14 protein-coding genes are annotated in these 20,008 nt (G+C 58.6%); 6 read left to right on the forward strand and 8 right to left on the reverse strand.

Annotated features, from left to right (window positions below):
* Positions 1-22: 22 nt before the first annotated feature.
* The 5 genes from DYU11_RS29660 to DYU11_RS29680 form a co-directional block, all read right to left on the reverse strand.
* On the reverse strand, positions 23-2,218 hold the full coding sequence (locus DYU11_RS29660; protein ID WP_158600393.1) for a WD40 domain-containing protein: 2,196 nt from the start codon (positions 2,216-2,218) through the stop codon (positions 23-25).
* 53 nt (positions 2,219-2,271) lie between these two features.
* Positions 2,272-3,693 (reverse strand): C1 family peptidase, encoded by a 1,422-nt coding sequence (locus DYU11_RS29665; protein WP_119671372.1) that lies wholly within the window; start codon positions 3,691-3,693, stop codon positions 2,272-2,274.
* Between the two features lie 80 nt (positions 3,694-3,773).
* Entirely contained in the window at positions 3,774-4,544 is a 771-nt protein-coding gene (locus DYU11_RS29670; protein WP_119671373.1) for a hypothetical protein, read from the reverse strand.
* Position 4,545: 1 nt separating this feature from the next.
* A complete protein-coding gene (locus DYU11_RS29675) occupies positions 4,546-6,198 on the reverse strand; it encodes a LamG-like jellyroll fold domain-containing protein (protein ID WP_119671374.1) in 1,653 nt (550 codons plus the stop codon).
* 280 nt (positions 6,199-6,478) lie between these two features.
* The gene (locus DYU11_RS29680) at positions 6,479-8,104 is read right to left on the reverse strand and encodes an Ig-like domain-containing domain (RefSeq protein ID WP_119671375.1); all 1,626 of its coding nucleotides are present in this window, start codon (positions 8,102-8,104) and stop codon (positions 6,479-6,481) included.
* A 197-nt stretch (positions 8,105-8,301) separates the two neighbouring features.
* On the opposite strand from DYU11_RS29680, the gene DYU11_RS29685 reads away from it, so the two are divergent.
* The 6 genes from DYU11_RS29685 (at position 8,302) to DYU11_RS29710 (ending at position 17,787) form a co-directional block, all read left to right on the forward strand.
* Positions 8,302-9,588 carry a hypothetical protein gene (locus DYU11_RS29685; RefSeq protein ID WP_119671376.1) on the forward strand — a complete coding sequence of 429 codons (1,287 nt, stop codon included), beginning with the start codon at positions 8,302-8,304 and terminating at the stop codon, positions 9,586-9,588.
* Positions 9,589-9,718: 130 nt separating this feature from the next.
* Positions 9,719-10,093: a hypothetical protein gene (locus DYU11_RS29690; RefSeq protein WP_119671377.1), complete on the forward strand. Its 375-nt coding sequence runs from the start codon at positions 9,719-9,721 to the stop codon at positions 10,091-10,093.
* 145 nt (positions 10,094-10,238) lie between these two features.
* Positions 10,239-11,717, forward strand: coding sequence for a hypothetical protein (locus DYU11_RS29695; RefSeq protein WP_119671378.1), 1,479 nt, complete (start codon positions 10,239-10,241; stop codon positions 11,715-11,717).
* Between the two features lie 78 nt (positions 11,718-11,795).
* A complete protein-coding gene (locus tag DYU11_RS29700) occupies positions 11,796-15,344 on the forward strand; it encodes a hypothetical protein (RefSeq protein WP_119671379.1) in 3,549 nt (1,182 codons plus the stop codon).
* A 12-nt stretch (positions 15,345-15,356) separates the two neighbouring features.
* Positions 15,357-16,205 carry a hypothetical protein gene (locus DYU11_RS29705; protein ID WP_119671380.1) on the forward strand — a complete coding sequence of 283 codons (849 nt, stop codon included), beginning with the start codon at positions 15,357-15,359 and terminating at the stop codon, positions 16,203-16,205.
* A 118-nt stretch (positions 16,206-16,323) separates the two neighbouring features.
* Positions 16,324-17,787 carry a hypothetical protein gene (locus DYU11_RS29710; RefSeq protein WP_119671381.1) on the forward strand — a complete coding sequence of 488 codons (1,464 nt, stop codon included), beginning with the start codon at positions 16,324-16,326 and terminating at the stop codon, positions 17,785-17,787.
* 7 nt (positions 17,788-17,794) lie between these two features.
* Here the strand turns inward: DYU11_RS29710 and DYU11_RS29715 are convergent, their stop codons facing one another.
* The 3 genes from DYU11_RS29715 to DYU11_RS29725 are packed head-to-tail and all read right to left on the reverse strand — an operon-like array spanning position 17,795 to position 19,881.
* Positions 17,795-18,622: a hypothetical protein gene (locus DYU11_RS29715; RefSeq protein WP_119671382.1), complete on the reverse strand. Its 828-nt coding sequence runs from the start codon at positions 18,620-18,622 to the stop codon at positions 17,795-17,797.
* Positions 18,623-18,636: 14 nt separating this feature from the next.
* Positions 18,637-19,530 carry a hypothetical protein gene (locus tag DYU11_RS29720; RefSeq protein WP_119671383.1) on the reverse strand — a complete coding sequence of 298 codons (894 nt, stop codon included), beginning with the start codon at positions 19,528-19,530 and terminating at the stop codon, positions 18,637-18,639.
* 9 nt (positions 19,531-19,539) lie between these two features.
* The gene (locus tag DYU11_RS29725) at positions 19,540-19,881 is read right to left on the reverse strand and encodes a PKD domain-containing protein (protein WP_119671384.1); all 342 of its coding nucleotides are present in this window, start codon (positions 19,879-19,881) and stop codon (positions 19,540-19,542) included.
* Positions 19,882-20,008 lie beyond the last annotated feature (127 nt).

The following is a 20,008-nucleotide window of genomic DNA, read 5'->3' on the forward strand; positions in this document are numbered from 1 at the left end:
AGTTGAGTAAGGGCTCCGGCGGTCAGTAACGCCGGCTTTTCTGCGTTCGGTTTGGTTCCGGCTTGCGGTCTACACCGGTCTGCCCGGCAGGGACCGGAACGGCTGCCGGGGTGGTTACGGCCGGAGTAGCTCCGGTAGGCGTAGCGCCCAGTTCGGGGGTTTTGTCGGTCAGGTAAAAGACCGGAAAATCGCCCGACTCACCCGGTTTAAACTGTGGGTGCTGATCCTGCTGCAGCACCGTACGGACCAGATCCGGAACACGGGTCTGCAAATACTGATACAACTCCTGAACCGTAACGACGGCATCCCGGTTGGCATCGGCCTTCCCCTGCTCCAGGGCTTCGGAGATGGCTTCGGTAAAGGCGCCGTTCTGCCAGGCTTCGTTCTCGTACGACAATTCGTTCTGGCCGCTGCTGCTGACCACCGCCAGACCCGGGGGGGCGTCGGCAATCAAACGGCCGGCATCGGCCACGTCAACGGCCGCCTTGCTGCCTTCGGGCATCGAAATGCCTCCGCTGTGGCAGGCATCGAGTAAAACTACTTTTTTGCAGGTAAGGTTATTCAGGTTAGCGATAATGTCGTCGCGGTAACTAATGGACGAACTGCGCCAGGCGTTATCCGAATACGAGCGGCCCAGAATCCGGAAGTCGTTGTTTTTGATGATTCCGTGGCCCGACACGAACAGCATGACTACGTCCTGCGGACGGATAACATCGCCCCGGTTCCCGAGCCGTTCGAGCTCTTCGCGCAGGTCGCCGGCTTTGGTCTGTTCTTTGGCAAACAGCTCCACCGATACGCGATCGAACAGACGGCCCTGCTGCGTTTTAAAGATGCGGGCAATCGACTCGGCGTCATTCTGAGTATAGCGCAGGTTCGACTCCACCCCAAACGCGTACACGTAGAGGTTGGGCTTGTTGGCCGGGGTGTAATTGACGATGAGCTGGCGGCTGCGGACCTCTTTCTGATTGGGCAGCTGCACGGCCCATTCCAGCGTGTCGCTGCCGTCGGGCAGGTTGATGGTCCGTTCGACGAGGAATTCCTGCTCGTGGTGTTTCAGCTTGGTTTCGCCCATTTTGTCGCCCTCGGGCAAAGGTTTGCCGTTCAGGTACAACCGCAGGCTCTGCCGCAGCTCGGTCGGGTTGGCCGCGGCCAGTACGGTAGCCTGCAGGTACAGGGTCGGGCTGGAGGCTATGTGCGTTCGGTTCTGATAAAGGAGGGGATTCGGCTGGGTCCAGACCACCCGCGTGATGGCTCCGCTGCCGGCAACGGTCCGGCCGGGGCGGTCGGGCCAGATGCGTAAGCTTTGATCTACCCCGCCACTAACGAGCTGTCGGGCGGCTCCGAACGATACGCTGCTGACCGCGGCACTGTGGCCGGTCAGGGTTTTTTGAAGTTTGCCCGTAGCGGCATCCCAGACCCGCACGGTGCCGTCGTCGCTGCCGCTGGCAATCAGCCGCCCGTCGGCGCTGACAGTGACCGAGCGCACGATACTGGTGTGGCCGGAGAGGGTTTGCTCGGTGGCACCGGATTGCCAGTTCCAGACGCGGATCGTGAAGTCCGAACTGCCGGTGATCAGCTTCTGACCGGTGGGGTCAAATGTAACGGCCCGTACGGCCCGATCGTGCCCGGTCAGCGTAGCCAGGGTGCGGTTAGCCTGCCAGTCCCAGACCCGGGCGGTGCTGTCGGCGCTGCCGCTGGCGACGTGTTTCCCGTCGGGGCCGAAGGCTACAGCCAGTACCAGCGCCTGATGGCCGGTCAGTTTGGCCAGCGTCGTTGAATTACTCCAGTCCCAGACCCGAATGGCCCGGTCCCAGCTGCTGCTGGCCAGGCGTTTCCCATCCGGGCTGAAGGCCAGCCCGGAAACGGCGTTGGTATGCCCTTTAAGCGTCGACAGAATCCGGCCCGATGCTCGGTGCCAGACGTAAATCAGGCCATCGGCCCCACCGCTGGCTACCAGCTGCCCATCGGGGCTAAGGGCCAGACTCAGGACCGCACTTTTGTGTTCACTGAACCGAAGCAGGGGGCGGCTGCCGGCCGTATCCCAGACCGCCACCGATTTGTCCGAACTGGCGCTGAAAACGTAGCGCCCGGTCGAATGGATTGCCACCGCGTTGATGCTCGCCCGGTGGCCCCAGAAGGCTTTTTCCTGGGCCATCACCGGCAGGGTCGCCAGCCACAGAACGAGCGGAGCGTAGCGATGGAGAACGACTTTTTTCATAACTGCTTTCATGGCAAATGAGAAACCTTGACTGATCGAGTTGTTTTACCCGGTTAGGGCGCAGACTTTACTTCCAGTACCAACGGCACGATGTCGCCCTTTTCAAAGATAGCAGAAAAGGCCATACGATCGGGTTCATACGCGATACCCTGCGCTACCAATCGGCTGCCCAAGGCACGCCGAAGTCGGGTCTGAACGTCGCCCGGCGTCTGGCGCATCCGCTCCAGAATACCCGGCAGATCGGCCAGCAGGGGATTGGTGCTATAAAGCACGCACACGTAGTCGGTGGTCGCCTGTTTGATGACGAGTGCGTCGTTAGGACTGGGAATTACCATCTGGTAACCGGCCATCGGCATCAGATCGGTTTCATCGCTGCCGGCCGTTGGCTGACTACCGGCAAAGGGTGTCCGGCGGGGATAATGAACATTGGGGCTGTCGCCGGGGCTAAAGCTGAACACGCACATATACTCACCCGGGCGGGTACTCTGCGTGACTAACTGAAACATGTCGCCCTGCTTCCAGTTCTTACGATCCAGTTGATACAGGCCGGCCGCTACGTGGTGGGGGCGGACGGTATCGGCCTGCAGGCTGTTGCCGTCGTCGGCGAGGTTCACAAACCGGAACAGACCGCCGAGCCGATGCTGGTTGGGTTTCAGCACGGGTTCCGAATCGGCCAGGGGCATGATGATGCCGCAGCGGGCCACCTGATCGAAGGCCGTGTACTTCATCCAGAAGAAACCGTCCTGGCCCCAGTTCGGACCGTAGCTGTTGAGCAGTTTGAACGCTTTGCGGAATTCGTCGTAGCCGACCACCACCACGGCGTGGAGGAGGGGCTTGGCGGTTTTGTCGTTAACGGGTTCGTAATAATCGGCGGCTTCGGTCAGTTTGCGGAAACCATCGGTCAGTTCAAGGCCCACCACCACCGGCAACCCGAGGGAAACGTAGTACTTGGTCCAGTAGCTTTTGCTGTCGTTGTTTTTGAAAACCCGCAGAGGTTTTTTGACCAGCTTCTGCGGACTGACTTTGGTAGGCAGTGCATCGGCACAGGTCAGGTTGGGTACGTCGCGGAGCCACACGTCGCCGTTGTCGGCCAGGTGATCGGCAATGGTTTCGAGTTTCTGACCCGTGGTACAGTTCTGCCCCATCGACAGCAGGGGGTAGATTGGAGAAAGGGCAAATCGTTGGGTAATGGCCTGCGGATCGTCCCGAAGCCTGGCGTCAATGGCCCGCTGAATGGCATAAGCTCCGTAGGCGGTGGAGTAGGCCACGCAGGTGTTGCCCGTCTGGCGGGCGGGAACGGGGCAGTAGGGCGACCAGTCGATGCGAAGCGGCAGGGTCGGCATATCCTTTTCGCCGGTGGGGCGGGGTGCGGCCGGAATGGTATTGAACGAGACCGGATCGAACACCAGACCCTGGGCCAGCGTGGCTAAGGGAAGCAGGCAGGCCAGCGTCAATAAGCAGGTAAACAGGCGCATGGAGGTAAAAACAGTTCGAGACAGGGATTTATTCGGACGAATGGCCGGAAGTTCATCATGGCCGGAGCGGTGTGCCGGGCCTACCAGCAGTAGCGCAGACCGATCAGGGGCGTCCGGGCCGTTAGATGCCACGATACGCTGGACGACAGCCGACGGCGCTGGCTATCGTTGCGCAGTCCCCGCAACAGGGTAGCGGTCACGTCGACCGCCCAGATCAGAGCCGCCGTCCGGGCCGCCACCAGGTACAGGCGGTTGGCTGCGTTGGCCTTGTCGTAGAGTGGCTGCGCTAGGTCAGCCTGCTGGAGCCGTTCGTCCTTGTAGAGGGCGTACTGTCGGTTCGATTCAGCCCGCCGGTTCAGGCCGTAGATCAGCAGGCCCGCGTATGCGGCCGTTACGAGAGGACGTAGCCCGACTTTGTGGCGGGGCTGCACGAAAATATTGCCAATACCGGGCAAAACCGCCGAGATCAGGGCGTTGGCGGGGCCACCCCCGATGTAGGCGGCCCGTACGGAAGGTACAACCCCGATGGTTACCGTAACGCTGTCGCCTTCAACGTCGGCGTCGCTGGTAACATCCCAGATAATGGTCTTGTTACGCCCCGATGTCTGACCGAGTCCAACATTACCCTGCATACTCCGTACCGGCAGGGCGCCTTTCTGCAAACTCTCGGCCGATACGTACACTGAATCGAGCCGGGTAGCATTGTCCAGATCGTACAGAATCTGGTAGCGAATGCCGTCCCGCTGGATGCGTACGTTTGAAATGGACGCCTTTGCCTGAGCCAGGCAGGAGCCTGTCGGTAGTATCCAGAGCAAAAGCAGCAGTCCGTTCCATCGCGTCATAGGCTTCATATTACGGCTTGGCAAGGGCTTTGATTTCTGAGTCGAGCAGCGCCCTGTTGTACAGGCGAATGTCGTCGATGGCCCCTTCCAGGTATTGTGGATCAACCCTCGACTGGGCTGCAAACCGAAGGGCACCCCCCCGGCAGTCGTCAATGACGTTGTTCAGCGGCAGCCGGGTCTGGGTCACCAGCAGCTCGCCGTTGAGGTAGATCTTCAGGCTCTGGCCTTCGTAGCAGAACAGCAGATGATTCCAGTCGGCGGCTGGCGGTTTGCTCGACGTACCGGTTACGGTTTGCCAGCCGCGCCCTTTTTTGCAGTCGCTGTTCTGTTTGACGCCGAACAGGCAGTCGATGGGTTTCTGGAGAACGTTCTGGTTAACAACGGCTCCGTATTGTTCGGCCTCGCCGTCGTCCCACTGGCATTTGGTAAACAGGCTTTGCTGCGTCAGCGCCACCCGGTTCGTGAGCTTGACCCAGAAACTAACCGACAGGGTGTTGGGACGCAGCAGCGCATGGTCGGGAATCTCAAAATAATCGTTACGCCCGTCGAAGCTGAAGGCATAATTGGCCCGGTCGTTGCGATCGGCCGTATAGGTAGCGCCGTTGAGCAACGCCCCCTGCAATTTGTTGGGACTTCTGTCGTCGGGGTTGTTGTCGGCGGGGTAATGAGCAATCAGTCCCCGGTCCAGTTCCACATCGGTCTGGGTGGTCAGGGTCTGAACCAGCCCGTACGAAATTCCTGCTTCGCTGACCGCAAACGCCCGGTAATAGTAGCGCGTATCTGGTTTTAGGTTGGCCAGCGGTACTGTGATCGAACTGCCCACAATCGTGAAGGCCGGCGGCTGTGTGGCGTCCTCGATCGTTGGCAGGGTGTTGGTTGAGGAATAACAAACTCCGTAGCGCGTGGCGGCCGGGTTACCCACCGAATCGATGCGCATATAAACCGTCGCTGAGTTTTTGGTCGTAATCGCCGTTTCGGTCGTTACGCCGGCCAGGGCCCACGTCCGGAACGTAACGGGGTCGCCGTACCCGATGCCCGCGCTGTTTTCGGCAAAGGCCCGTACGTAGTATACTGAATTGGGTTTGAGACCGGTAGCCGACAGGCTATAGGGACGACCCGTCAGGGGCACGAAGGGCAGGGTCATGGATACCGACTGCGGATCGCCCACGAACGGTTCGCGGGTGCTGGTCGAGTAGCAGACTCCGCTGCGGGAAATGGTACCCCGACCGTTGTCGTTCACGGTGAACGGGAGCGTAGCCGTACTGATGCGGATGTCGGCTGCCGGCCCGGTGGATACCACCGGAACCGTTACGTCGCTGACTTCAAAGGCTTTAACGAGTTCTACATTATCGGCGCACTTGTTACGCAGGGTGGCCGTTACGGTGTAGGAGCCAGGATTGCTGTAAGTATGAGTAGTCGACAGCTCGGGCAGGGTCGTAATCTTATCCTGACCGTCGCCGAATTCCCAGTATACCTCGTCGATGGTGCCGTTGGCTTGTTGCAGGCCAAAATTGACCGTGAGCAGGTTCGCTTTGCGGTCGATCTCCGCCGATGGGGTATCGCAGATGGGAAACTCGCGTTCCGGCAAACTCCACGGACCACAGCCCATCAGGGCAATGAGCAGCAGAATACAGACAGCACTATGGACGCGAGAAACGGACATATTTAGATAAAAGGCAACAAACAAAGTCAGGCTCGCCGGTCATCAGCACCAACATTTGTACAAGTATACACCAGATCCGTTTATTTACCGGCCCGAACCAGAATAAGAAATAGTGACTTTTCGTGAATGGTAACCAAACGGTGGGATGGTTCGGGTGGTACGCGGTAATCGGCTGGTCTCAGTGTTTCACTGATTTAGACCCGTAACGGGCTGGTATGGTTGCATGACCGCGACCGGCTAAACCCAAAGCATAACGAAAAAAAACGGAATCTATTGAGTGTCAGAAATCAGTATCGGTCAGTTCGAAATTCTGCTTGACCAGAATGAAGCCACCGGGATAATAGATGATCGGTTCGGGCTGGAGCATTTTCTGTATGTTGCCGGAGTCGCGTCGTTGGTTGCCGTTCAGATCAAGAATCAGCCGGACGCGGTACCGGCCCGGTTTCAGCCGCCCAAAGGAGTACGTGGGGGGGCCATACACCGATCGTACCACTACGTTCTTTTCATCCAGCAACTCGACGATGTACTTGTTACCCACCTGCGCAACGGTACTGGGATTGATCCGCCCGGCAATGAGCCCGAAACTTTCTTCATCGGCTAAGGTGTACTCATTTTTGACCCGGGCCACTGTGTCGCCCTGCACACTGATGAATGCCCCTTTTTCCAGCCTCAGGAATAAGCTGTCGTGCAGATTAACCGGCTTCCGGATCACCAGCCTGCCGTAGCTGTTGCTCCACGTAAAATTCTCACCGGTAAGGGGCACCGGTTTGGTACTGTCGGCATAAATGCTGACCAGTTCCGGATTGGACTTGCCCACTGGTCGGTTGAAGGTCAGGGTAAACTCAAGGTTCGGGTCGAGGGGTTCGCCCGGTGCCGGAACAATCTGTACCGCAAACGCCTGTCGGTTTTTAGCCCGGCTTTTTAACGGCGAGAAGTACACCCGTTCGCGCAGTTCAGTCGGGTTTCCGGCCGAATCCTGGGCGATTACCGTGAGCGGAATGGTATCGGCCGCAGCCCGGTCAGCGGGGCGAAACAGCCGGATCAGGGTCGGCGATTCCAGGAACGACACGAGCGTATCGCCGGGTTTGCCGTAGCGCAGCCGGTAGCTGGCAATCCCGGTGTTTAGTTCCAGCCCCAGGGTTTCGTCGGTGCGCTCACGCCGGGTGATGCGGGGTTTGCCGGTGTTCCGGAACGCCACGAGGTTAATGCCTTCGTAGTTGCGGTTCAGGTTCAGGATACTGTCGCGGAAGGCCACGCGCTCGCCCTGCGTGTTGTTGACCAGGTTCAGGTCCTTGTCGTCAAAACCATAGACCCGGTACTGTCCCACCTTTACGTTCTCGATGCGGTAGTTGCCGTTGCTGTCAGTCCGGGCAAAATACTGCGGGCGCTTTCGCTGGATGGGCAACGTATCCGTCGGCAGGAACAGGCCGACGAGAAAGCCCAGAATGGGTCGGCGCGATTCGTCGTCGACGACCGTACCGCTCAGACCCAGGGAATCGATGGCCGGGCCGGTGCTGAACACGACCTTCGTATTGGCGGCAATGTTCCGTTCGGTAATGTCCTTGATGGCGTCGGCAAAATCGATGGTATAGGTCGTATTCGGCTGCAGGGGCTTGTCGAAGGTCAGCCGGATGCCCTGCGGCTGCGACCGGACCAGGAACGTATTGCTGTCCTGGGGGGTGATGGTCACCTTCTGCTGAATGTTCTCCGTATTGACGTATTCGTCAAATTCGAGTTCAACGGTTTTGCCCGTGTAGTTGAGCTGCCGGTTCGTCGGCACGCTGCGGACGAGCTTGGGAGCGATGGTATCTTTTTTGCCGCCCGGTGGCTGAGCTACCTGCGCACAATTGTGAAACAGGAGGGGAAGTGACAGCAAAAAGAAAAGAATTAGCGAACGAAACTGCATGATTTAGTAAAGGACGTGCAAAGTAAACGCCGTTTCTTCGTTATACGTTACGGCAGTGGTGAAATGGTGTGTGTACCGGGTACGGTAAGTAAAATTTTAAGAAAAATTAAGCGTCTATGAATCGTCGGTCGGGTAGTCTGTTCCCATTTGGTACCTTTGCCGATTATCCGTTTTCCGCATCCGTTAAACTGTAATACATGATTCGAACCCGATTTAGTTTAGTCTTGCTGCTGACCCTTGGAGCGGCCTGGTGGTTTTCGGGGTGTAACCTTGCTCCCCAGGAAGAAACGCCCACGGCCCCCAAAGCTGATACCATCCGCCAGATTAACGTGTTCCTGGAAACCTCGGCCAGCATGAACGGTTACCTGCGCGGCAGCACCGAATTTAAAGATATCGTATCCGAACTGGTGACCAAAGCTGCGCAGATTGAGCCGGTACGTCGGCCGCTGGCCCTGTACACCATCGATAAAGACCTGAAGCCGTATTCGGGCGGGGTCAGCGCTTTCGTCGAAAGCCTGGCGACCACCCCGCTGGCGACCGGCAAAAGCTCCGAATTGCACCGGATTTTTGAGCAGGTGGGCGCAAAAGCCCGCAACGGCGAGGTGGCCATTCTGATTTCTGACTGCGTGTTGTCGTTCCCGGACGCCGAAATCCGGAAGAATCCGGAGATCAACCGCACCGATGCGTCGAGTGTCCTGAAAAACGCCATCAACCAGCAGTTTGCCCAGCTTCGCAAGGATACCATCAGCGCATCCGTCTACGCGTTTGAATCGGCCTTCAACGGTACGTACTACGACTACCAGAACAAGAAGCAGGTGCTCAACGGCGAGCAGCGGCCCTTCTACGTCTGGGCCATCGGCAAGCAGCGCGTACTGACGCTCTTCAACCAGCAGCTGCAGGAGCGCCTGAACGCCAAACCCGAACACCGGCTTGACTTTGGCGCGGGACAGACCGTAACGGACTATAATCTGTTCTTCACGCTGAACCGGGAGGGCGAAACCTGGGAGGCCGACAAACCCGCCATCAACAATCTCAAAAAAGTGAAGCCCGACGCGCCCGCCGAGTTTGCCCTGGGTGTCGACCTGAGCGGTTTGCCTGCCTACGCCCAAACCGAGGAGTTTCTGACCAAGAACCTGGCGGTATCGGCCGGGAACGCCCGGGTGAAGCTCGTGAAGGTGGAAGAGCGGGACGACGTGAAAGACGCTGAAAAGCTGAAAGCCAACGAATCCCGGATGCTGAGCGAGTCGTCGCACGTGCTGACGTTCCGGGTGTCGCAGCTTTTCGATGCGCAGACGCCCGTAACCATTACGCTTCCCGTGCGTTATGATACCTGGTACGTCGACCAGTCGACCATGGACGACCGGACGCCGGAAAACCGGCAGGGCAAAACGTTCGCTCTCCAGCACCTGATGAACGGCGTTCGCGAAGCGTACGAAACCGGAGCGGGTTCGTTCCTGAAACTGTCCGTCACGCTTAATCAATAGGTACTCGGTTAGTGGTTAGTAGTTTGTGGTTCGTAGTTCGTAGTTATTACCCTAGTAACTACAAACCACTAACCACAAACACAACCACAAACCACAAACCACAAACTGTCTTTAAACCGAAAAACCCCTCATGTTTACGGCTCTTTACGAACTGTTCATTGGCAAAAACCCCGATCCGACGTACCGCAATGCGGTGTTTACCTCCGTCGGTACGCTTACCTTACTCATCATGCTGGTGCTGGCCGCCCTGTTTTACCTGCTGCTGGGTCGCTGGCGGGCGGTGTTTCACCGGACCAGTCACTGGATTCTCTCGCTGGTGATTGCTCTCATCATCGGCTTTTCGCTGGCCATCAGCTATGCCAAAGACGCCACCGGCGAGCCCAGCGCCGACAGCTACATGTACGGCTTTGCCGGAGTAAACCTCCTGTGGGCCCTGATCGTCTTTGTGGGCGCGTCAGCCTTGTTTCGACGTGGTTCGGTGTACGCCCGGCATACTCCGTTTTAAGTTAAATAAAGGTGTTTGGTTTACGGTTCATAGTTTGTGGTTCGTGGTTCGTGGTTCGTAGTTATTACCCCAGTAACTACTAACCACAAACCACAAACTACAAACTACAAACCGTAAACCGTAAACTGACAACCGTTTTTACAACATGAAACTTTTTCTCTTCGCCATTGGCGGTACGGGTGCCCGGGTGCTACGCTCGCTGACGATGCTGCTGGCGTCTGGTGCCAAAACCCCCGCCGACCTGACTATTGTGCCGATTCTGCTCGATATGGATATGCAGAACGGCGATACGGCCCGGGCGCTGGACGGGGTAGAACTCTACCGGACCATCCGCAACTCGGCCTACCCGAACGGCAAAGCGCCGGACACGCGGGCGTTCTTCGCGGCCCCAATGCAGTCGCTGGGTACGTTGCAGAGCGACGGTGCGCAGGAGCGCATCGGGGACTCGTTTCTGCCGCAGCTGACCGAGCACCAGGGTACGTTCGAGACGTTCCTGAACGTCAGCACGATGGACGACATCGACCGCGAACTGCTCAAGACCCTCTACGATAACTCCGCCCGCCCGACCAGCGCCGAACTGAAACTGGACCTGTCGGTGGGTTTTAAAGGGAATCCGAACATTGGCAGCGTGGTCTTCAACGCCCTCGAAGATGCCCCGCTGTACCGGTATTTTGTCGGGGCGTTCAATAACGATACCGACCGGATTTTTATCATCAGTTCCATTTTTGGCGGTACGGGCTCGTCGGGTTTTCCGCAGCTGGTGAAGCTCCTACAGGACCCCAGCCAGAAAACGCCGATCCGCAACGCCCGGAAGGGGGCCGTGACAGTGATGCCGTATTTTGCGCTGGACGAGAATTCGCAGAGCGCCATCGACCAGAACCGGTTCAACTCCAAAACCAAGGCCGCGCTTTCGTATTATCAGAGTCAGATTCACCTGGATTCGCTGTACTACATCGGCGATAAGCCCGGTGCCAAGCTGTACACCAACGTAGAAGGTGGAGCTAAACAGACCAACAACGCGCACGTAGTGGAGATGCTGGCGGCCGAAGCCGTACTGGATTTTGCCAACCGGAGCGCGGGCGAATTCGGGGCTAAAACCTACTACGAGTACGGCCTCCGGCGCGACGACCGGAACCTGAATCTGGTGCATTTCGCCGACACGACCTACCAGAACGTGTTGCTGTCGCTGGTCCGGTTTGCCTACGCCAGCAAGTTCTACGTCGATTATATTCCGGCCAACCTGCGCGAGTCGTTTGCCAAAAGTCTGAATCTGCAGCAGCAACTCGGTACCGGCACCTACTACGTGGCGCTGACCAAATTCATGGGCGATCTCTACCGGCGGTGGCTGGCCGAAATGGCCGACAATGACCGGAAGTTCGATCCGTTCAACTTTGCCACGGATTTCAACGGGCTGGTGCGGGAAAAGCAGATTGAATCCAAAACGTTCATGGGTTTTGGGGATAAAGGCATTACCGACAGCTTCCTGCTGAACCAGGCCGGCGATATTGAACCCAAACTGATGGCCCCGTATCCGCAGCCCGAAGCCCGGCTCATGCACCTGCTGATGGCCGTAGCGGATCGCTGCATGGAGAAACTCGGCGACCTGAACCGACAGCTTGTTTAATCACTGGTTCTACGTATCCGGTAGCAGCCACCCTGAACAGGAACGTTGAATCACGAACCTCAAACTACGAACTGATCAATGCCCCATATCCTTCGCATCGACAACGACCCGAACGTTATTGAACAGAACCACCAGGGCTGGACGGCCAGCAGCACCGGGCTGGTGGGAAACCGTATTGAACACATCCCCGATACCATGCTGAATCAGGCCGGTATGGCCTCGAAGTCGGGTACGTCCATTCCCTCGCCGTTTGCGCGGCTGTACCTGTTCGACGCGGCTTTCCGGCTCGTAATGAACAACCTGCGCCCGGCCCAGCCGACGATGTACCACGTGCTGGTGTCGCACTGCCTCGACCTGCTCGAACTGCTGTTTCAGGGCGGCAACAGTCCCGACATTGCCTATCGCATCTGGAACCGCGCCGACCGCCTGTCGTCACTGACCGCGAAGGCTCCCCTGGCCAGTTCGCCCAACCGCCGGCATCCGCACGCCGTGCTGGCCAAGGCGCTTGAACTGGACATGCGGCACGACCTGGCCGACCTGCAAAATCTGACCTTGATTTATTACAAAGGGGCGCTGCTGGGCGGTACGTCGCCCCTGACCCTGGTGTTTACCTCACCGAACTGGGAACAGGAGCGCCAGAACAAGTTTCTGGACCCTCCCAAGAGCAGCACCGGCCGGACGTTGTTTCAGAACGAATACGTGCCGCTCGAAAACCGCGACCGGACGTTCGTAACGTACCTGAGTCGCCTGTTCGACGAATACAAAGGGCGGTTGCCGCAGAACAGCGGTCTGACCTTGTTTCTGGACAAACTCTTCCGCGATAATCCGTACCCGCTGCCGATTGATGCGGGGCGTACGCTCGACGACTTTGACGCAATCCGGACGGGCATCGAAGGCGCCAGTACGTTGCAGGTTATCGGCGGGCTGCCGCTCTACGCCGTGCGGGCCGACGACGTCCTGGAAGAAATTGAGCGCGACAGCGATTTCGTGATGATACCGACCGTTCAGCATTTCCGGGGTGAAACCCGGCCCAATGGGGTTCGGACGGACGTGCGCACACCCCTGGCCCTGGCATCGCGGATGGACGTGCGCGGCCGGTACGTCAAAAATACCGACTGGGACCCACGCACGGTGATTCCGGCGGCTTCGCTCAACGACCTGAGTGGGGGCGGTCTGCTGGCCGACCGGCGGCTGCCGGGTGTAGACAATGTGCAGTACCCGTTCGTCACGACCGACGATTTTCTGGAGGATTTCCTGATCCGGGTGCCGTACAAGATCAACAACGAGCGGTTTTTTACCGGGACACTCAACCGCGCCGACTGCGACTTCCTGCTGCCGGTCCGGAAAGAATACTTCAACTTCTTTACGCTGGAGGATCTGCGGGACAACCTGACCCTTGACGTACAGGAAACGAGCGTCGTCGCTACGTTGCGGATACCCGTGCGGGGTTCCAACATCCGCTACGTGGAGTTTCGCCGGACGTACGACCTGAGTAAAACCGAAACCGCCTACAAACTGCCGGTTGGTATGGGGTTCTTCCCGTTCTATCGGATGATCCGCCCCGAGCAGCAGGCCGTGAATCAATACACGGTGCTGGTGGCCGACGGCAGTACGTCGCAGGCCACGACGGTTGGCTTTTTCCGCTACGCCGATGTGGTGGGCCGGCAGGCACTGCCCGTGGCCCGGCCTACGCCCCGCAGTCCGAAAGACGGCGAACGGCCCGCGTCGTATTTCTATAAAGTACAGCAGGCCTTCGATCTGGTCGAACTGAAGCTGACCTACGAAGGCATTCCGTACCGGGGGCTGGTGCTGCCGCAGTTTACGCTGGTAGGCGACAATAACTACCGGGAATTTACCTTCGCCGTCGATTTTGGTACGTCCAACACGCACGTGGCCTACTCGGTCCGCGACGAAGGCGCTGAACCGGATGCGCTGACGGTGACCGATGCCGATCTGCAAACGGTGCTGCTCAACAAGCCCTACAAGGACGCCAACCTGCCCAACGTATACAGCAGCTACCATCGACCAATCAGCTTTGGGGAAATGGAGCAGATGGAACCGCTGCTTCGGCGCGAATTTGTGCCGTCGCTCATCGGGCGGGAGTCCCGGCTGGGAACACCTTTCGCGTTTCCGCTGCGCACGACCGTGTACGAGCGCGAGGGTCTGACCGAAGGGGGTGACTACCTGTTCAGCAAATTGAATCTCGGTTTTAACATTGACCTCGAACAGGGGCGCCCCGACGGTAACCGTTACCAGACCAACCTGAAGTGGCTGTTCGAGAACCGGCCGCACGATACGCTCAACGACCTGCGCGTACGAACGTTCTTTGAAACGCTGCTGCTGCTGATCCGGCACAAAGTGCTGATGAACAAAGGCGACGTAGCCAAAACCCGGATTGTCTGGGTAGCCCCGTCGAGCATGAGTCGCCGGACGCGCAACCGCCTGACAGCCGAGTGGCAGCAGGCCGCCCGGAACGTATTCGGCACCGATCAGAATTTTGAGAGTACGCCGATTCTGGAGTCGCTGGCGCCGTATTTCTACCTCCAGCAGCAGAACGCCATCCTCAGCACCGCCGATGCCGTTAACGTCGACATAGGGGGTGGTACGTCGGATATCATGGTGTTTGCCAAGGGGCAGGACCGCTATTTTAATACGTCGTTCCGGTTTGCGGCCAACGACATCTGGGGTGGGGGACTGGACGAAACCGGTTCGCCGTCGGCGACGCGCAAGGACAACGGCTTCCTGACGACCTTCATGGCCTTCCGGCGCAACAACCCGAGCAGCCGCGCCACCGAAGCCGATCAGACGCTGGACGCGTTTATGGATCCGGCCCGCAACATGACCGCTGAGGATGTGATCAGCCTGCTGTTCAAGTACGATTCGCACTTCCAGTTCACGAAGTCGATCCAGAACCAGCAACCGGCGCTTCAGGTGGTACTGTATCTGCATTACGCGGCCATCATCTACCACCTGGTGCAACTGATCGAAAATCAGTCGAAGCAGGACCCGACGGCCCGTCCGCTATCGCTGCCGCGCTTTCTGACGTTCACGGGCCGGGGGAGTCAGTACCTCAACCTGCTCGGCACCCGCAACGACCTGGTCGACTATACCCGGCTGTTGTTTGAAGCCTATTCGGACCTGCCGGTACCGGGCAATTTTGAGATTCTGATGACGCCGAACCCAAAGGAAACAACCGCCAACGGGGCCGTGCGCTACCAGAATGCGCCGGATCGCAACGCCTATCGGAACAACGAACCGACGGCCTACTGGGGTACCGAACCAGACGGAACGGCCGCGTTTGTGTACAACCAGACCCGCGCGGGCGACGTGACGCAGCAGGCGGGGTTCCACGAGTCGGTGCTGCGTAATGTGCAGACGTTCCTGGAAAAAACGCTGAAGAACCCGGCCATTACGGGTTTCCTGCGCGAGTTTGAAATCCAGCGGCCGGAGGAGTATTACCAGTTCCTGACCGGACCGGACCTGATGCACAGCCGGTTGTACGACAGCTATATGCTGGCTAAGATGTCGCTCGAACGCAGTCCGGATCAACTGTTGTCGGAGACGTTCTTTTTTCTGCCGCTCAAGCATGCGCTCTACGAATTGTCGAAACACATTGCTCAGGCCTAATCTGCCTTTGTTATGACGAAACAACTTGTAAAAATCGGCCGGCTGACCGGGTTGATGGTGATTGGCCTGGCTACGGTCGTGCAGGCGCAGGATTCAACCCGCGTGGCGTCGGCCGGAAGTGGAGTAGGGTACGGTCGACTGGCCATCATTTTATCGTTGCTGGCGTTGATTGGCGTAGTACTGCTTTGGCGTCGGACGTTGAATGCAAAAGCGCCCGCTCGGGACACGGCCCGGTCTACGGACGTAAACCAGAGTGTTATCCATGAACTAAGTGATCGCTTAAAAGTACTGGAACAGGAACGGAATCAGGTGAAAAAACGCCTGGACGTAGTGGAAGCCAGCCTGGAACAACTGCGTCAGCGGACGACAGTTCCGCAGAACCAGTTTCGCGAACAGGCGGTTCGCAACGAGCCGGTTCAGGACGTAACGCCCCGGACGACTGCGACAGCACCAACGCAGCCGCAGCCAACGCCCGAGCCTGCACCGACCCCGGCTGTCAGCCAGTCGCAGAACCGCACGCGCACGGCTCCGGCCCCCACGCTACCCAGCCGACTTTTTGCCCGGACGGCCGACGTACCCGGTGGGTTTAGTGTCGGTAGTTTGACCGAATCGCCCAGTCGACCAATGGTGTTCATCATTACGCCCACCGCGCCCATGCAGGCGACCTTCCGTGTGTCCGACGACCCCGAAGCGCAGCGGCTGGCGCTCAGCGACCCGTATTCATACCTGAGCGAAGCCTGCCAGTATACGTCGAGACCCGAACCCAACAGCCGGATCGTAACGGTTTTGGAAGGGCGATTGAGTTTGCAGGGTGAAATCTGGGTAATTGTGCAAAAAGCGGAAATTAGTTTTACCGCCTGATGTGTTAAGAAGGTTGATGGTCGTAGGTTGCAGATTGATGAACGGTTGAGCGATACTGACCGGGTTACTGTACCTTTGACCGGTAAACAACAACCATCGTACTACGTAGGCGGTATCTATGACGCTTAATGAATTACAGGAACGTATAAAAGAGGAGGTTATTCTGCACGACGGCGACCTGAAGGAGTGGCAGTGGCGACGGAATGGCCTCCTCACCGAAGCCGAACAGGATGGTCTGTCGGCGGCTGAGTTTATGCGGCAGGTCAACGACGTGAGCTATCGCGTTGGTGCCCTGTTTCCGCGGATTCATGCCTTGCGCGATAAAATCAGCGACTATGCCCGCGCCGACCGGAAACAGCTTACGTCGGCGCATATCAACGAAGTCGTGACGGAAGCCGAGCGGCTGACGCTGTTGCGTGCGTTCGTGACGGATCGCTGGATTCCGTCTATCCTGGCTACCATTCCCGATCCGGCACCCGTTGCTGAGCCGGTTCGGCCGGTGGTGCCGCCCGCGCCCGTTCCGCCCCCCCAACCGGCTGCTCTCCCGACCGAGCTGATTCCGCCTGCCTCTGGGTTGAGTCGCGATGAGATTCGCCGGCAGGTAGCCGCCCGACTCGATCAGTACAAAGCGGTGAAGCTGATTCCCGCCCAGGCGTTACGTAACCTGTACGACCTCAGCCGGGCCGATGAACCGATCATCACGGAAGAGGCCTTTTCGTACCTCGTTTCAAATTTTTACCAGGCCACCCAGGAACCGCACGGCAACTCGCTCCGCGACCGGCTGCTGTCGACGGATTGGCATCACCTGCTGCGCGAAGAGCCGGCACCCCCGCCCGTTGTGCCAAAAACTGAGCCACCCAAAACCAAGCCGATCGTTGTGCGTTCGTTCCGGGCCAATCCGGGCCGCGTTCGGAAAGGGGAGGCCGTCATGCTGGAGTGGGAGGTGGAAGGTGTGCCGTTCGTGACGGTCGACGATCTGGGATCAATGTTGTCGCCATCGGGCCGGGGCCGGGTGATTCCGTCCAAAACAACCAACTACCACCTCTTCGATCCGTCGGATCAGCCGCTGAGTCAGTTGACGGTGGACGTAATGCCGCCGAATCGCAGCGGATTCTGGGGTGTTTTGTTCGCCGTGGCGCTGCTGCTGGTGTTGTACTGGTTCCTGCAGAGCACGTTCGGGCAAAAGAGCAATCGGGACACGGATCGGGATAAGCCGAAGGTAGAAAAGACAACCCGGGCCGCGTCGGAGAAAACGACTCCGCAGCGCCCCCGGAAACCTCGTCGGCAGAAAACAACCGGGCTGACGGGAACAGCCAGCTCGTCGGATAACGCGTACCGATCCGGTGAAGCCACCCCCCGCTCGGCGAAGGCCACCCGTCGCTACGACGACATTCGGGAGGAGCGGGGCCAGTACGGCGAACAGCAGGCGTCGCAGGATGGCCGGTGGGGACTCTGGCTCGACGACCACTGGCTCATTCAGCCGGTCTACGACGACATCAGCGTGTTCCGCAATAAACAGGCTACCGTTATCCAGAACGGCCAGCAATACCAGATCGACATCAACGGCGAGCGCATCCGGTAACCCCGCGTCAATCGGGAACGAGCTGCACCTGAAGGTTCAGGAACTTAACCGTGGTAGACGCCGAAATAAAGCCGATGCCATTCCCGTTGAACAGCCTGAACTCGTGGGGGCTGTTCTCTACCTCGCGCCCGTTGATGTAGAAATGCAGTTTGTCGCCGGCTTTCCGGATCATCAGGGTGTTCTGTACCGGATCAACGGGTACCTGCGGGGCGGTTAGTTTGCCGGGCATGTACTGGGCAAAGGTGGTGCCGTTCACGACCGTTTTAATGGAAATCTGGTTGGTGCCCACCAGCCGGAACTGGCAGTTATTCTCCGCGTCTTTCACGCCGATCAGCAGCCCCGCATCGGGTTTGACACCCGGCGGTACGACCATATCGACCGTTACGGTGAAGGAAGCCGCCCTGTTCAGGTTGACCGACTGGGGCAGCTTGATGTAGCACTGCGCCGGTTTTGGGCTCGGCGGCAGGGCTTTACGGATGTAGTATCCCCCTTTGGCAATCTCAAACTCGTAGCCGTTGCGCCGACCGATCAGCCATAGATTTCGGTTGCTCTCGAACGATTCGCGAAACTGCAGCGCGTTAGGCGCGGCCGGGGCGGTGCGGTTTGGAGCGGTCGTTGTCGGACGGCTGACAACGGCCGTATCAGGGCGGGGACGGGCCACGGGCGGAGTAGCAACCGGGGGTGTTGATGGCGAGGCCGTAACCGGCGGGGGAGTAGGGGTTGCCCGTTTGACGCGAATGTACACCCAGTCGCTGGTGGCCGACCCGACCGTCGTTTCCTGTGCCCAACTGGTTGTCGACACGATCAGCAGACTGATAAAAAAGACTAAACGCATAGCTATCGTGGGTTTCAGAACGAATACTGCAGCACTACCGTTGGCTGACCCGCCTGCCAGCCGGGATGCCAGCTGACGCCCGGCGCTGGTTGTCTGGTGTTGCGGACGCCCCGCAGAAACGTCAGGACAACGTCGGTGGCCCATACCACGGCGGCTGCCCGCGTGGCAATGTAGTACCGCTGGTGCAACTGATTGGCCTGGTCGTAGAAGGGTTCGGCCTCTGTTACGTTGCGCTGCTGCTCATACAGCCGGTACTGTTCGCGTGACTGCTGGCGCTGAATCAGCCCGTAGGCCATCAGGCCGTAGCAGCCGACCGTAACCATCGGCCGGAAGCCAATTACCGGGCGGGGTGTCTGCACAAAAATATTACCGATGCCCGGTGCCACGACCGACAGCAGCGCCCAGCCCGGTCCGGCCCGGCGCTGACGGGGCAGACCAGTCGTGTCGGCAACGGCGGGCGTTGATGGCGGCCGGGTGGGTTCGGTGGTTACCGCTTCCGGTCTGATGGGCACAGGGCGCGGGGATTGCGTCACGGCCGCGGGTCGCGGTGGGTTTAAGCCGGTGCGTTTCACCAGCACCGTAGCCCGGATTTCGCCTTCAACTTCGTAGCCGTTGCCCAGCAGGTTCCAGTACACCCGGCGATTCGGGCCGGGGATTATGTTCATACCCAGGTCACCGGTGATGTAAGCTTTACCGGGCAGCAGTACGCGACCCTGCCGGTTTTGAGCGTACACGTACACCGAGTCGCCGGGCAGATTGCCGCGGATGTTATAGATGATTTCAATGCGCTGGCTGTTCACCTGCCGGACGCGTACCTGCGTGACCTCGACCTGAGCCATTGCCCGCGTGCCGATCAGCAGGAACAGAACAGGAAGCAGCCGAAACAGACAAAATACGGGTGGGGTCATACGGTAAGGTTAATTGCGAATGGTAATTTCTCGGGTGGCCGTAAACGAATCGTTGCAGCGGTTGGCAATAACAATCGTAACGGTGTAGGTGCCCGGGCGGTCGTAGCTGTACGTAACGCGGGTACCGACGCGCCCCCGGTTTTTGCCGTCGCCAAAATCCCAGCCAACGGCCCCAATGTCGCCCTGCGGATTGACAAGAAAAAACGTAACATCCAGCTGATCGGCCGTATAGCCAATATCGTCTACGCGGGGCTGTGCGCAGGTCGGAAACGTTTTGCGTTCCAGATTGAACGGCTCGCAGGCGGTCAGCGCCAGTACCATACCCAGAAAAAGAAACCGGACTCGATGCATAAACGCTGTACAAAGAGAAAAACAAAGTACGTAAAAATAGACGTCTGACGCCCCGACTTCGATCAATTGGCCGTTTATCGGCCCGGATCGGTATTTTTCGTATATTTAATCGTACGTTATCGTGGAG

It is taken from the genome of Fibrisoma montanum, assembly GCF_003583365.1.
GTDB lineage: Bacteria > Bacteroidota > Bacteroidia > Cytophagales > Spirosomataceae > Fibrisoma > Fibrisoma montanum.